This is a genomic window from Streptosporangium sp. NPDC048047 (assembly GCF_040653115.1).
Taxonomy (GTDB): domain Bacteria; phylum Actinomycetota; class Actinomycetes; order Streptosporangiales; family Streptosporangiaceae; genus Streptosporangium.
Map to the genome: position 1 here is coordinate 171,908 of NZ_JBEZNH010000009.1, position 14,077 is coordinate 185,984.

11 protein-coding genes are annotated in these 14,077 nt (G+C 73.4%); 4 read left to right on the forward strand and 7 right to left on the reverse strand.

The annotated features are described in order from the left end of the window. Positions 1-25: 25 nt before the first annotated feature. The 4 genes from AB0D67_RS11085 to AB0D67_RS11100 all read right to left on the reverse strand — a co-directional run bounded on the left by AB0D67_RS11085 (position 26) and on the right by AB0D67_RS11100 (position 4,955). The gene (locus AB0D67_RS11085; protein WP_362932377.1) at positions 26-1,651 is read right to left on the reverse strand and encodes a hypothetical protein; all 1,626 of its coding nucleotides are present in this window, start codon (positions 1,649-1,651) and stop codon (positions 26-28) included. Positions 1,652-1,674: 23 nt separating this feature from the next. Continuing rightward, the gene (locus tag AB0D67_RS11090) at positions 1,675-2,541 is read right to left on the reverse strand and encodes a carbohydrate ABC transporter permease (protein ID WP_362932379.1); all 867 of its coding nucleotides are present in this window, start codon (positions 2,539-2,541) and stop codon (positions 1,675-1,677) included. 77 nt (positions 2,542-2,618) lie between these two features. Then, positions 2,619-3,581: an ABC transporter permease subunit gene (locus AB0D67_RS11095; protein ID WP_362932381.1), complete on the reverse strand. Its 963-nt coding sequence runs from the start codon at positions 3,579-3,581 to the stop codon at positions 2,619-2,621. A gap of 228 nt (positions 3,582-3,809) precedes the next feature. Further along, positions 3,810-4,955: an ROK family protein gene (locus tag AB0D67_RS11100; RefSeq protein WP_362932383.1), complete on the reverse strand. Its 1,146-nt coding sequence runs from the start codon at positions 4,953-4,955 to the stop codon at positions 3,810-3,812. A 365-nt stretch (positions 4,956-5,320) separates the two neighbouring features. Here AB0D67_RS11100 and AB0D67_RS11105 point away from each other — a divergent pair, with 365 nt between their 5' ends. The 3 genes from AB0D67_RS11105 (at position 5,321) to AB0D67_RS11115 (ending at position 7,874) form a co-directional block, all read left to right on the forward strand. Next, on the forward strand, positions 5,321-5,749 hold the full coding sequence (locus AB0D67_RS11105; RefSeq protein ID WP_362932385.1) for an ATP-binding protein: 429 nt from the start codon (positions 5,321-5,323) through the stop codon (positions 5,747-5,749). Between the two features lie 59 nt (positions 5,750-5,808). Beyond that, the gene (locus AB0D67_RS11110; protein ID WP_362932387.1) at positions 5,809-6,783 is read left to right on the forward strand and encodes a D-isomer specific 2-hydroxyacid dehydrogenase family protein; all 975 of its coding nucleotides are present in this window, start codon (positions 5,809-5,811) and stop codon (positions 6,781-6,783) included. A 188-nt stretch (positions 6,784-6,971) separates the two neighbouring features. After that, the gene (locus AB0D67_RS11115) at positions 6,972-7,874 is read left to right on the forward strand and encodes a phosphotransferase (RefSeq protein WP_362932389.1); all 903 of its coding nucleotides are present in this window, start codon (positions 6,972-6,974) and stop codon (positions 7,872-7,874) included. Positions 7,875-7,904: 30 nt separating this feature from the next. On the opposite strand, the gene AB0D67_RS11120 is transcribed toward AB0D67_RS11115, so the two are convergent. Continuing rightward, positions 7,905-8,759, reverse strand: a complete 855-nt coding sequence (locus tag AB0D67_RS11120; protein WP_362932391.1) for a PHP domain-containing protein — start codon at positions 8,757-8,759, stop codon at positions 7,905-7,907. Positions 8,760-8,851: 92 nt separating this feature from the next. Between AB0D67_RS11120 and AB0D67_RS11125 the strand changes: the two genes are divergently transcribed. Beyond that, complete coding sequence (locus tag AB0D67_RS11125) at positions 8,852-11,311, forward strand: protein kinase (RefSeq protein WP_362932393.1); 2,460 nt, start codon at positions 8,852-8,854, stop codon at positions 11,309-11,311. A gap of 70 nt (positions 11,312-11,381) precedes the next feature. Here the strand turns inward: AB0D67_RS11125 and AB0D67_RS11130 are convergent, their stop codons facing one another. Beyond that, the gene (locus AB0D67_RS11130) at positions 11,382-12,563 is read right to left on the reverse strand and encodes a M20 family metallopeptidase (protein WP_362932395.1); all 1,182 of its coding nucleotides are present in this window, start codon (positions 12,561-12,563) and stop codon (positions 11,382-11,384) included. Between the two features lie 176 nt (positions 12,564-12,739). Beyond that, positions 12,740-14,059, reverse strand: coding sequence for an amidohydrolase family protein (locus tag AB0D67_RS11135; protein ID WP_362932397.1), 1,320 nt, complete (start codon positions 14,057-14,059; stop codon positions 12,740-12,742). Positions 14,060-14,077: the final 18 nt, after the last annotated feature.

Below are 14,077 nucleotides of genomic sequence, written 5' to 3' on the forward strand. Positions count from 1 at the left end.
GCGGGGCGGGTGGTACGGCGGGGCGTCAGCCCTTGGCGATGGACGCCTCGTACTCGGCCCTCATCGCGGCGCCGCCGCGGTCCATCCACTTCTTCACGAACCCCTGCCACTCGGAGAGCGGCTTGCGGCCGGTGACGACGTCGACCACCATGTCCGAGCCCATGGTGGACAGCTCGCCGCCCTTGGTGGTGAAGGTGTCGGAGAAGTGGCCGGTGGTGACGCGCTCCTGGAGCATGGGCGCGACCTTCGTCTCGAAGTCGTGGATGAGCCGGGTCCCCTCCGGCTTGCCGGGCAGGTAGATCGCGGCGGGCGAGCCGACGACGAACGAGATCGGCTGCTGGGTGGCCGGGACCTCGGCGGCGCCCCGGTCGGTGAAGGTCAGCTCGCCGTCCTTCCGGGTGAAGTGGACGCCCTCGACGCCGTAGTTGACGAGCTGGTTCTCCTCGGTGCCGAACGGCGCGGCCATGAAGTTCAGCACGTTGAGGAGCATCTCGATCCGCTTGGGATCGACCTTCTTGCTGATGGCGGTGAAGCCGACCGAGCCGAGGCCCGCGTTGTAGACGGGCTTGGCGTCCGGGGTGGCGGCGAAGGGGACGACGGCCCCCAGCTCGTACTTCTGCGTCCGCGCGTCGTTGTAGAAGCCGGGGAAGGACTCGACGTAGGCGCCGAGCTGGCCGTTGGCCACCTTCTCCTTGGTGGTGGCGAGCGTGGCGTCGGGCCAGAAGAGGCGGGCCTTGAAGCACTTGACGGCGAACTCCAGGGCCGCCTGGTATTCGGGCGTCTCGTACTGGTGGACCAGCTTGCCCCCCGTCAGCCGCCAGGTGTTCGGCGCGCCGTACCACTGGCTGAACATGTGGACGTGGTTGACGTAGGAGGGTTCGAGCACGTACTTGTTCCGCTTGGCGTCCAGGAGCTGGACGGACTTCTGGAAGAAGTCGTCGGCGCCGGTGAAGCCGATGCCGCCGACCGGCCGCCAGAAGTCCTGGTTGACCAGGTAGACCTGGCCGAAGCGGCTGTAGGAGACGGCCACACCGAAGATCTTGCCGTTGGTGACGGCCGACTTCCAGGCGACGTCCCCCAGGTTCGCCAGGTTCGGGTACTTCTTGATCGCGTCGCCGGCGAGGTGCGGGGTGAGGTCGTGAAACTTCGCCTCCAGCAGCTCGGGCACGCGCTGCAGGCCCTGGTTCGGCGGGAACCACACCAGGTCGGGCAGGTCGTCACTGGCGATGACGGCGTTGAACTTGTCGGGGTAGCCGTCGCCGACCACGATGTTCATGTCCCATCGGGCGTTGAGGCGCTTGCCGAGTTCCTGGAGGTAGGCGCTCTTGTCGGCGCCCGGCGGCGCCACGTCCCAGGTCTGGGTGAGGGCGGTGATCCGGCTGCCGTCGCCGGGCGGCGCCGGGACCGACCTGACGAGCTTCTCGGGATACCTCAGGTACGCCGGGTCCTGGCCGGCGTCGACCGGCAGGTCGGGGACAGGGATCTTCGCGGGGGTGTAGGTGGGGAGCCGGAGCTTCCGGGACAGGTCGGCGCCGCCCTTGCCTGCTCCGGCGGCGCCGCCGCCCTCGCCTCCGCAGGCGGCGAGCCCGGCGGCCGTGGCGCCGGCGAGCGCGAGTCCGAGGAAACCGCGGCGGGACATGCTCATGGACATGGGTCTCTCCTGGGGGGTGGTTCTCAGCCCTTGATGGCGCCGGTGAGGACGCCCTTGGTGAAGTACTTCTGCAGGAAGGGGTAGGCGAGGAGGATCGGCACCAGGGCGACGACGAGCACGGCCATCTGGACCGAGGCGGTGGGCAGGTCGCGGACGATCGCCACGTCGGTGCCCTGCGCGGCCCCGCCGCGGAAGATGTACTGGCGCAGGACGAGCTGGATCGGGTGCCTGTCGTGGTCGTCGATGTAGAGGAGCGCGCTGAACCAGCTGTTCCAGTAGCCGACGGCGTAGAAGAGGCCGACCACCGCGATCACCGCCTTGGACAGCGGGATAGCGATCCGCCACATCATGCGCCACTCGCCGGCGCCGTCCATGCGGGCCGCCTCGAACAGCTCGTCGGGCAGCCCCTGGAAGAAGGCACGGACCACGACCACGTTGAAGGCGTTCACCAGGACCGGCACGATCACCGACTGGTAGGTGTTCAGCATGCCGAGCTCTTTGACCATCAGGTAGGTCGGGATCATGCCGGGGGTGAACAGGAAGGTCGCCAGCACCATCACGAGGATCGGCCTGCCGCCGAGCATGCCCCGGCGCGACAGCGCGTAGCCGAGGAAGACCGTGCAGAGCAGGCTCAGCACGGTGCCACTGAGGGTGATGCCGACGCTGGTCAGCACGGCGCGGGTCACCGCGCCGCCGGACAGCACCAGCCGGTACGCCTCCAGCGTCGGGTGGGACGGGAGGAGCACGTAGCCGCCGCCGTTGGCGACGCTCTCCGCGCGCCCGGTGAGGCTGGTGCCCACGGCCAGGCCGAACGGGTACAGCACGGCCAGCACGATCGCGGTCAGCGCGGCGGTCTTCAGCGCGCGGCCCGCGACGGTCGGGCGTTCCATCCACGGCGGCCTCGTCGGCGGACTCGTGAACCTCTGCGTACGGCCCGCGGCTGCCGGGCGTCGCGTCCGCGGCGGTCTCATCGGTAGATCCCCTGTTCTCCGAAGCGGTGGGCGAGCCTGTTCGCGGCGTAGATCAGGGCGGCGCCGATGAGGCCCTTCATCAGGCCGGCGGCGGTGCTCATCCCCCAGTCGCCGTTGATGACACCGTGGTAGTAGATGTAGGTGTCGATCACCTCGGACGCCTCGGCCCCGACGGCGTCACGCTGGAGCACCATCTGCTCGAAGCCGACCGACAGGATGTCGCCCAGCCGCAGGATCAGCAGCATGATGATCACTGGCCGGATTCCGGGCAGCGTCACGTGCCACAGCCGGCGCTTCCAGTCGGCCCCGTCGATCGCGGCGGCCTCGTACTGGCTCATGTCGATCGCGGTGATGGCGGCGAGGAAGATGATGGTCCCCCAGCCGGTGTCCTTCCAGATCACCTGCGCGGTGGCCATGAGCTTGAACAGCCCCGGGTCGGCCATCAGGTTGCCGATGGTGACGTCGTGCGCGGCCAGGAACGTCGTGATGGTGCCGGCGCCACCGATGACCTGCTGGAACATCGCGACCACGACCACCCACGACAGGAAGTGCGGCAGGTAGACGACGGTCTGGACGAGGCGTTTGACCCGGTCGCCGACCAGCGAGTTCAGCGCCAGCGCCAGCGCGATCGGGGCGGGGAAGTAGAGGACGAGCTGGAGTGCGGTGATCTGCAGGGTGTTGCCCACCGCGGTCCAGAACTCCGGCTCCTCCAGGAGCGTCACGAAGTTCTCCAGCCCCACCCACGGGCTCCCGTCGATCCCCAGGAACGGCGCGTAGTCCTTGAACGCGATCACGTTCCCGAGCAGGGGGACGTAGAAGAAGACGACGAAGTACAGCACGCCCGGCAGGCACAGGAGCAGCAGCGTCCAGTCCCGTCTCAGCCGATCGCGGAGGGTCCGGCGTCGAGGGCGGGCGGCCACCTGGACCTCCGCCGCGGGGGCCGCCGTGGATGCGACCACGTCTCACCTCCAGGGTCGGAACGAAGTCCCTGGAGGCTAGCGCTCATTTATGCAAGCAACTAGAGTAAATAGCGCAGAAATGAGCAATCGATGCGCGGCGGCGATCCGGCCGTGACCCAAGAGTTACGGCGGACCGGCCGTCCCCAGGCATGCCTGACCTGCTCTCGGACACGCCCGATCCCAGGGCGCGATGTCACGGACGGGCCGCCACGGCCCGGGAGGGAATATTCAAGCGGGGATCGTAAAGAGCAGCCGCTCGGCGTGGTCGAGTGCCAGCCGTACGGCGCCCAGGACGATGCACTCGCCGCCGAGCCCGGAGACGACGGCCCGCGGCGGGTACAGGCAGTGCTCGTCCAGCGACTCCTGGATCGGCTCCACCAGCAGGTCACCCGCGGAGGAGAGGCCGCCTCCGATGATCACCATCTCCGGATCGAGCGGGTTGACCACGGTGATCAGTCCGGCCGCCAGGGCGCGCCCGAACTCCCCGACCGCCAGGCGTGCCTTCTCGTCGCCCGCCCGCGCCCTGCCGACGGCGAACTCCGCGCTCTGCCGGCCGCCCCGCAGCTCGCCGGGCTCCACCGCCATCGAGTAGTCCATCACGTGGCGGAAGGCCGACCAGTTGTCGTTGGGCTGGGAGCCGATCTCGCCCGAGGCGGCGTGGGCGCCCCGGTGCACCCGGCCGCCGATGAGCAGGCCCATGCCGATCCGGTCACCGGCGAAGAGGTAGACCACGTCGTCGCAGCCCCGGGCGGCCCCGCGCCAGTGCTCGGCCATGACGGCCAGGCGCATGTCGTTCTCGACCACCACCGGCGCGGGGATCCGCGCGGACAACTCGGCGTGCAGGTGCAGCCCGGTCCAGCCGGGCAGCACGATGCTCTTGACCACGCGGCCCTCACCGTCGACGACACCGGTGGTGCCCACGCCCACGACCGCCAGCTCGGCGACGGTGAGCCCGGCGTCGGCGGCGGCCAGCCGGACCAGCTCGGCGACGGCGGACAGCCGGTCGGCCGCCGGGGTGTCGGCGGGAAGCGGCTGCCTGCGCACCGCCCTGTCCTCCCCGCCCAGGTCGCAGACCATGACCTGGAGGCTGGAACTGTCGATGTGGACGCCGGCCACGTGCCCGGAGGAGGCCCGGAACCTGAAGCGCCGGGCCGGACGGCCGCGCTGACGGTCGGCGCGCTCGTCCTCGCCGCACTCCTCGGCCCAGCCGTCGGCCAGCAGGTCCTCGACGATCCCCTCGGCCGTGGGCCTGGAGACACCGGCGGCGGCGGCCAGCTCCGTCAGCGTGGCGAGCTCCCGTCCGCGCAGGATGCGCAGGATCGCGTCGGAGTTGAGCCTTCTCAGAACGGACGCGTCACCGCTCACCTGTCTCATACACCCGATCCTACTTTGACAAGATTCTTGAATAAACCGGAACACCCCCGCCCCGCGAGGGCCGCCGCCGACCGGACCCGCCTCGGGACACCGGTGTCCGGACCCGCTCGGGGACGCCGGTGATCGGGACCCGCAAGGGGGCGCCGGTAGTCGGGACCCGCGAGGGGGCGTCGGTGGTCTGGACCCGCGAGGGGGCGCCGGTGTCTGGACTGAGGAACGCAGGAGCGAAGCGACGGAGTGACGAGGGAAGACACCGGTTACCAGCCCCCGAGCCGCGACGCGCCAGCGTCGCCATGAGAACAGCGTCGCCATGAGAACAGCCGTCTGGAAGACATGACCCGGCTCATTGCGGGGACGGTGATTTCGTGAAGGGATCCGAGCTGCTGGGGCACATATCACTACCAGGAGACGCCGCGTCCGTTCCGCAGGCCCGGCGGTACGTCCGCGACCTCCTGGAGGCCGCGGGCCATCCTCGTACGGACGACGCCCTCCTCCTCGTCACCGAGCTGGTGAGCAACGCCGTGCGGCACTCCGACTCGGGCCGTCAGCCCGGCGGGACGATCACTGTGATCATCATGAACCGGGACGGGACGATTCTCATCGACGTGGTCGACGAGGGGTCGCCGGGCGCCGCCCCCGAACTCAGGTCGGACGTCCGGACCGACTGCGGCGGCGGGCGGGGGCTGTGGCTGGTGCGGGAGCTGTCCACCTCGTGGGGCTGGCGCGACGACCCGGCCGGACGGGTGGTGTGGTTCCAGATAGCCGAGAACGACCGCGAGCCCGTCCACGCGTGACCGTCCGTCCCGCCCCCCGGAGGCCGTCCGGCGGGCGGGACGCGGAAGAATGTCCCCCCATGGAAGAAGCCCGCATCGCGACGGCGCCGCCGCCCGGTCCGGAGGCGGACGGGGACGGCGACCGCGCCAACTCCCCCGCCCTCGACCTCCTGCGCGCCCGGGTCGCCGAGGCCGTGACCGCCGGAGGCGGCTCCAACGTCCCGCCCGCCGAGGCCAACGGGCTCGTGTGGCTGACGCCGGGCGACCCGGACGGGCTCGCGCGGCTGCTGGACGGCAATCCCGGGATCGGGTGGGTGCAGTTCCCCTGGGCGGGTGTCGAGAAGTTCGCCGAGGCCGGGATCTTCCGCCGGCCGCAGACCTTCACCTGCGCCAAGGGGTCGTTCGCCGGGCAGGTCGCCGAGCACGCCCTGCTGCTGACGCTGGCCTGTCTGCGCAGCGTCGTACGGCAGGCCCGCACGCCCCGCTGGTGTTCGGCGGACCCGCGTTCCCTGCACGGCCGCCGGGTGACGATCCTCGGCGGCGGGGGCATCGCCGCGGAGCTGGTCCGCCTGCTCGCGCCGTTCGGCTGCCGGGTCCGGGTGCTGCGCCGCCGGCCGGACGAGGTCGAGGGCGCCGAGGAGACGCTGCCGGCCTCGGCCCTGCACGACGTGCTCGGCGACACCGACGTCCTGGTGCTCGCCCTCGCCCTGACGCCCGAGACCCGGTACGTCGTCGACGCCGCCGAGCTGGCGCTGCTGCCGCCGCACGCCGTCGTGGTCAACGTCGCCAGGGGCGAGCACATCCGGACCGGCGCGCTGGTCGAGGCCCTCCGTTCCGGGACGATCTCCGCCGCCGGGCTGGACGTGACGGACCCCGAGCCCCTGCCCGAGGGGCATCCGCTGTGGGACGACCCCCGGGTGCTCATCACCTCGCACAGCGCCGACTCCGCCGACTACACCACCCGGGTGCTCGGCGAACGGGTCGAACGCAACGTGCGCAACCTGCTGGCGGGCCGGCCCCTGGAGGGCGTGATCGACCCCGACGCGGGGTACTGACCGCGTCGCCGGGCGCGCGGCGGGATCTCCCGGATCGCGTCTTCAGCCGCGGAGGACGGCCTCGGCGCCCGATGGCGGCACCCGCTCGGCTCGCGGTAGTCTCCCAGCCTCCGCCCGGTCTCGGGCGCCATGAGGCCGAGCGTGTCGCTCCGCTCATGGAAGGCCCCTGCGAAAGGCACCGTGTCACGATGGGCGGACGGAACGACCACCACGTCGACGATGTCCGCGCCGTGGTCGCCGCGCACCTGCCCGGCCACCGCGCCGGCACGGTCGTGCGGAGCGGCGCGGGCCAGGACAACGTCGCCTACGAGGTGGACGGCGAGCTGATCGTCCGCTTCGGCCTCCAGGACGACCCGGCCGAACGGGCCGCGCGGGTGGAGCACGAGTCCCGCCTGCTCGCCGCCGTCGCGGAGATGTCACCGCTGCCCGTCCCCGAGCCGATGTTCACCGATCCCGGCCGAGGCTGCCTGGCCTATGCCAAGCTGCCGGGTCTGCCCCTGCTGCGCCTGCCCGGCCCGGCGCGGGAGGCGTACGGCCCGTCGGTAGCGGCGGCGCTCGGCGGGCTGCTCACCGCGTTGCACGCCGTACCGGCCGAGCGGCTGGCGGGTCTGGTGGAGCGGGACGACTTCCCGCCGGAGGAGTGGCTGCGGGAGGCCGCGGAGACATACGAGACGGTCTCCGGGCGGGTTCCGGCGGCGCACCGGCCCGCCGTGGAGGAGTTCCTCGCCGCGCCGCCGCCGGCGGGCGGGTGGGAGCCGGTGTTCTCCCACAACGATCTGGGCGTCGAGCACGTCCTCGTCGATCCCGCCACCGGGCGGGTGACCGGAGTCATCGACTGGGGCGACGCGGCGATCACCGATCCGGCCTACGACTTCGGCCTGCTGTACCGCGACCTCGGTCCCTCCGCCCTCGACGCGGCCGTCGGCGGTTACCGCGGCGGCGCCGAGCCCGCGTCCCTGCGCGAGCGGGCCGTCTTCTACGCCAGGTGCGGAGCCCTGGAGGATCTGGCCTACGGCCTGGAGCCCGGGCAGGAGGCGTACGCCGACAAGAGCGTCGTCGCGATGACGTGGCTCTTCCCGGTTCAGCCGTAGACGCCGGCGCGGCTCACGCCCCGGCGCGGCTCATGCCCCGATGACGGGGGCGACGCCGGTCGCGGCGTCGGCCATCTCCCGGTAGACGGGCGGGTCGGTGGTGAACGCGCCGAGCCGTACGGTCTTGTTGGTGCCGTGGTAGTCGCTGGAGCCGGTGACCCGCAGGCCCAGGTCTCCGGCGAGGGCGCGGACGCGGGCCCGGTCGGCCTCGGTGTGGTCGGTGTGGTCGGCTTCGACGCCCCACAGGCCCGCCCCGGCGAGGTCCGCGATGAGCGCGTCGGGCAGGGCGTGGCCCCGGATCTCCGCCTTCGGATGCGCCAGCACGGACACCCCGCCGGCCTCGCGCACCAGCCGGATCGCGGTGAACACGTCGATGTCGTCCTTGGGCAGGCGGTAACGGCGACCCAGCCACTCCGGCCGGAACGCCTCGTCCACGTTCCCGACCAGGCGGCGCCGGACGAGGGCCCGTGCCAGGTGGGGGCGGCCGATCGTGCCGCCCGCCGCGTACCCGCGCACCTCGGGGACGGTCACGTCGATGCCGTCGGCGTTCAGCAGCTCGACGGTCTTCTCGGCCCGCCGTTCCCGGGAGAGCCGCACCCTGGCCAGTTCCGCGACCAGCGGCTCGTACGCGGGATCGAACAGGTAGGCCAGCAGATGCAGTCCCATCGTCGGCTCCGTGCCGTACCACCGTCCCGACAGCTCGGCGCCGCGCACCAGCGTCAGTCCGGCGGGCAGCGCGGCCACGGCGGCCTCCCATCCGGCCGTGGTGTCGTGGTCGGTGATCGCCACCACGTCCAGCCCGGCCGCGGCGGCCGCGGCCGTCAGCTCCGCCGGGGAGTCGGTGCCGTCGCTGGCGGTGGAGTGGGTGTGCAGGTCGATGCGCATACCGTCAGCTTCCCAGTGATCCGTCCGCCGGTGCGCCGGGGATATGCGCCACGGATGAGGGAGAAGAGGCTTAGATCGGGCAGGGGACCGGAATGCGGATCGGACACGGCGAAACGAGCGGCCCCTCTCACGCGCCGGACGGCTCCCATGTGCCGGGCGGCCCCGGCGCGCCGACCGGCTCCCACGCGCCGGACGCCACCGGCGCGCTGGGCGGTCCCGGCCTGCCGGGCGGTCCGGGGATGCCGGACGCCACCGGTGAGCTGGGCGGTCCCGGTGCGCTGGGCGGTCCCGGCGTGCCGGAGGGCGGTTCGCGCCTGCTGGCCGGCCGCTACCGGCTGCTGTCCCCGCTCGGCGCGGGCGGCATGGGCGTCGTCTGGCGGGCCAGGGACGAGCTGCTGCACCAGAGCGTGGCGGTCAAGGAGGTCTCGCTGCCCGCCCACCTGTCCGTGCAGGACCGCGAGGAGCGGCTGCGGCGCACCCTCCGGGAGGCCCGCACGGCCGCCGCGCTGCGCGACCATCCCGGCATCGTGACCGTCTACGACGTCGTCGAGGAGGACGACCGTCCGTGGATCATCATGGCCCTGGTCGAGGGGTCGACCCTGTCCGGCGCGATCCGGGCCCGGCGGCGGCTGCCCGAGGCCGAGGTCGCCGTGATCGGACGGCAGGTGATCGCCGCGCTGATCGCGGCCGAGGCGGCGGGGATCGTGCACCGTGACGTCAAGCCCGCCAACATCCTCCTGGGGGACGGCCAGGCCGTGCTGACCGACTTCGGGATCTCGGCGGCCGCCGACGACCACACCGACCTGACCGGCACCGGCCGGCTCGTCGGCACGATCCCCTACCTCGCGCCCGAGCGCTTCGCGGGCCTTCCCGCCTCCGCCGCCACCGACCTGTGGGCGGTGGGCGTGACGCTGTACGAGGCGGTGGAGGGCCGCAAGCCGTTCGCCCGGGGAAGCACGGCCGCCACGATCGCGTCGATCATCAACGGGCTCCCGGACCCGGCCGAGCACGCGGGCCGGCTTCGTCCGGTCATCGAGGGGCTGCTCCGCAAGGATCCGGCCGAACGGCTGACCGCGGCCGAGGCGCTCGCCCTCCTCGCGCCGGTCGTCGCGACCGGCGCGGCCGCCCCCTCCCCGGCGACCGGCCCCGGCCGTGCAGAAGGCCGGGACCGTACGGCGGGCCCCGGCCGGAGCCCGGCGAAGGCCGACATCCCGGTCACGCAGGCGGGCGAACAGGACTCGTGGGCGGGCACGCCGAGCCCCCGGCCGGGCGAGCGGGCGGCGGCCCGGCGGTACGCGGCGGCGGATGAGCCGGGATCGGCCGCCCGGCGGGCCGACGCGGAGTCGCGGATCCCCGGCACCGCCGGGTCCCGGCACCCGGGCACCGCCGAGCCGCACGATTCGAACACCGTGAAGCCGCAGGACCCGGGCGCCGCCGACTCACGGATCCCGGGTGCCACGGACCCACGGGACCGGAGCGAGGCGGGGCCGCGGGACCTGAGCGACACGGAGCCTCGGGGGCGGACCATCACCCCGAGGTGGAGCTCCTGGGCGGCCGGGGCGGGATCGCGGGCGAGGAAGACCGCGGCGGCGGGCACGGGATACGTCCGGACGCTGACGGCGACCGCGCCGAAACGGCTGCGCGCGCCGCTGCCGGGGGCGCAGGCGGTGGCGGCGTGGTCGCGCGCCCTGCTCACCGGGGACACGGCGCGGCGGCGCTCCCTGATGTCGGCGGCGGCCGGGACCGCCGGGCTGCGCGCCCGGGCGGCCGTGGCGACGGGTGCCGCCCTGCTGGCGACCATGGTGACGATCGCGGTGGTGGTGGTGGTGGTGGCGGCCCAGGCCGGCGCCCCCGGCGAGGGCACCGGCCGGACGTCCACCGTCGCCGAGGGGTCGGCGATGTCCACCGTTCCGACGTCCGGTCCGGCCGTCGGCCGGACTCCGGCGGCCGCGGCGAACCGCACGCCCGGGTCGGGTCCGGGCGGGACCGCCGCTCCCGCCGCGAGTCCCGGCCCGGACGGGACGACCGGTCCGTCGGGGAGCCCGAGTCCGGGGTTCACCGGGGAGCCCGCCGCCCCGGCCACGCCGCCGCCGGGTTTCCGCCTCTACCGGGACGGCAGGCACCGCTTCTCCCTCGCCGTCCCCGAGGGCTGGCACCGGGAGGTGCGGAAGAGCCAGGTGGGCTGGGCGTCCGGTAAGAGCAAGAGCCCCTCCGTCCGGCTCCTGGGTGTCTTGGCCGATCCCGGGAAGAAGGAGAAACGCTCTCCGGAGCGCATCCTCGCCGAGCTGCGCGACGGGCTGAAGCCGCTGCTGATGGAGCGCGGCTCCTACCGGGAGTTACGGAAGGGCCCGGTCGCCTTCCCCGGGGGGAAGGGCGCCGAGCTGGAGTTCCGTTTCACCCGCAAGGGATCGCCGAAGCAGATCCGTTTCTACGCCCGGTGCCTGGTCCGCGACGGCGGCGGCGCCGGGATGTTCTGGTTCTCCACCCCGGCGGAGCGGTCCGGCGCCACCTCGTACATCAACACGTTCGCGAGCACGTTCAGGCTGGGCTGACGGCCGCGGGCGTCGCGTCCGGGCGGCCCCTCGGCCGTCGCGGTCGTCCGCCGGGCCTTCGACGGCGCGGTCACTTCCGTGCGGACCGTTTCCCGCCTCTGGCGACGACGCGGGCCGCGGCGAGGTAGGCGGCCAGCAGACTCTCGGCCACCGCCCTGACCGTCTCGTCCCCCGGCAGGAACGTCGGGGTGTGCAGCCCTGACTCCGTGTCGGTGCCCACGAAGAGCATCAGCGACGGTACGGCCGACGCGAAGTGGGCGAAGTCGTCGGCCCCGCAGGAGCGCAGGGTGGCGGGCGTGTGCCAGGCGGCTTCGGCGAGCAGCCGGGCCGTCTCGCCGGCCAGGAGTTCGTCGTTGACCAGCGGCGGCTCACCCAGCGCGATCCACACCTCCGCCTCGCAGCCGTGGGCGCGGGCGATCCCCTCGGCGATCTCGCGGAACCGGTCCTGCAGCCGCCAGCGCCAGGTCTCCGACATCGCGCGGAGCGTCCCCCTCGCGACGGCCCGGCCGGGGATGGCGTTGGGGGCGGTGCCGGCGCTCACCGTCCCGAAGGTGATGACGGTCGGCACCATGGGGTCGGCGTCCCGGCTGACGAGCTGCTGCGCGGCCACGACGATCTGCGACAGCGCCAGGACCGGGTCCCGGCCGAGCTGGGGGTAGGCGGCGTGGGCGCCGCGGCCCCGCACGGTGAGGGTGAACTCGTCGGCGGAGGCGTTGACCGCACCGGACGTGCAGGCCGTCTGGCCGGCGTCGAGCACCGGCTGGACGTGCGCGGCGATCATCGCGCCGATCCGGTGCCGGGCGAGCGCGCCGGACTTGACGATGTCGAGCGCCCCCGAGGGATGGGTCTCCTCGCGGGGCTGCAGGACCGCGACCATCGGGGTGTCCGGCCGGACACGCTCGACGGCCCTGGTCAGAGCGGCCAGCGCGGCGAGGTGGACGTCGTGGCCGCAGGCGTGCATGGCGCCGTTTCGCGAGGCCCAGGGGACGCCCGTCTCCTCGGTGATCGGCAGGGCGTCCAGTTCGCCGCGCACCCCGACCGCGGGGCCGCCGTCGCCGATGCGGAGCATCGCGCCGGTTCCGGCCACCCGCTCCAGGACGCCGTCCTCGGGCAGCGCGTCGAGCATCCGCTTGAGCGTCGGCTCCTCGGTGCCCGCGACGTACGGCTCGGCGTGCAGCTCCCTTCGCAGCTCGTAGGCGGCAGGGAGCTCTTCGTGGAGCGCGGCGTAGAGTCGCTCGTGAACGTCCTTCACCTGGCCTCCCCGGCCCCGTGACGATGGGCGCCGGTCACCCCGCTTCCCTCCGGGCTTCCCGTGAGCCGGTGGGCGTGGGTGCCGTACATGCTTCCTCCCCGAGATAGACAGGCAATAAGTCCGTTACGTCCACTTAATACGTGTTCCGCTTCCCCAGGGGACGCGGATGATGCGGCTCAGGCTGTTGCCCGGGTCACATCGTCCGCACCGCCGTCCCCCAGCCGGTAGACCCGGCGGGCGTTCGCCGAGCCGATCATCGTGGCCACCCGCACCGCCTGCTCCGCGCTCCACTCCCCCTCGGTCACGAAACCGCCGAGGACCCTCGTCATCGCCCGTCGCCACAGCAGGGCGCCCAGGTGGTGCAGTTCCGCCGGCCCGCAGGCGTCGGAGGAGAAGAGGATCTTGGCGAACGGCGCGAGCTCCAGGCTCTCGGCCACGACGGCCGCCGCCCGCGCCCCGGTGTGGTGCACCCCCAGCCCGACGTCGAAGAAGACATGCGGGTACGCCTGAGCCAGGAAGCCCGCGCCGCGGTGGAACGGGTAGCAGTGCAGCAGGAGCAGCGGGACCCCGCGCGGCTCGGCCAGCTCGGCGAAGCCGCGCAGCAGCAGCGGGTCGGCGCGGCGAAGGTCGAGGTCGGGGTCACCGTACCCGGTGTGGAACTGCAGCGGCAGCCCGCGCCCGACGCCCGTCCAGACGAGGTGGCGCACCAGCACCGGGTCGTCCAGGCGGGCCGTGCCGCTCCGCCCGGTCCGCCCGCCCTGCTCGATCCGCCCGCCCTGTTCGATCCGCTCGGCCCACCCGGCCCGCTCGGCCCGCCCGGCCCGCTCGATCCGCCGCAGCCAGCGGCCGGCCGCCGCCGTCACCTCGCCCGGGGAGGGCGGGGCGGGGTCGAAGTCGAGGCCGCAGCGGTAGGCGGCGACGGTCTTCAGCCCGCGCGCCGTACGGCTGCGCTCCCACAGGGCCGCCTCGAAGGCGGCGGCGAAGGCCGCGGCGCCGGCGCCCTCGGCGGCGACCCGCTCGGCGACCGCCTCCAGCCGGACGATCTCGTCGGCGGGACGACCGGACAGGGCGGACATCCCGGACGGCCCCAGCAGCTCACCCGGCCGGTAGCCGGTCTCCACCAGAGAATGGTCCACCCCGGCGGCGGCGAGCAGCCTCCGGGTGGCCTCCTCGGCGCCCAGCTCGGCGCGGCGGGCGAGGTAGGCGTCCGGCTCGGAACACGGGACGGGGTAGGCGTCCGGCTCGGGACGCGGGAGGGGGGAGGCGTCCGGCTCGGAACGCGGGCCGAGGCCGAGTACGGGCGCGCAGTGTCGCAGGACGGCGAAGCCGAGCTGGGAGTCGAACTGGCTCATCCAGGCGGGCACCGGCCGGTCCGACTCGGTGAGCGCCTCCTCGAACTCCCGCCGCGTCAGGTCGCGGACCAGCGCCCCGTGGACGTGGTGGTCCACCAGCGGGATCTCCCCGATCGCCCGCCGCAGGGCCTCCAGGTCGGCCATCGGACCACCTCCGCCCGC

Coding starts and splice junctions, on each gene's coding strand:
- AB0D67_RS11115 (WP_362932389.1), top strand. CDS start 6,972: ATGGGCGGACGGAACGACCACCACGTCGACGATGTCCGCGCCGTGGTC.
- AB0D67_RS11125 (WP_362932393.1), top strand. CDS start 8,852: ATGCGGATCGGACACGGCGAAACGAGCGGCCCCTCTCACGCGCCGGAC.
- AB0D67_RS11110 (WP_362932387.1), top strand. CDS start 5,809: ATGGAAGAAGCCCGCATCGCGACGGCGCCGCCGCCCGGTCCGGAGGCG.
- AB0D67_RS11085 (WP_362932377.1), bottom strand. CDS start 1,651: ATGTCCATGAGCATGTCCCGCCGCGGTTTCCTCGGACTCGCGCTCGCC.
- AB0D67_RS11120 (WP_362932391.1), bottom strand. CDS start 8,759: ATGCGCATCGACCTGCACACCCACTCCACCGCCAGCGACGGCACCGAC.
- AB0D67_RS11090 (WP_362932379.1), bottom strand. CDS start 2,541: ATGGAACGCCCGACCGTCGCGGGCCGCGCGCTGAAGACCGCCGCGCTG.
- AB0D67_RS11100 (WP_362932383.1), bottom strand. CDS start 4,955: ATGAGACAGGTGAGCGGTGACGCGTCCGTTCTGAGAAGGCTCAACTCC.
- AB0D67_RS11135 (WP_362932397.1), bottom strand. CDS start 14,059: ATGGCCGACCTGGAGGCCCTGCGGCGGGCGATCGGGGAGATCCCGCTG.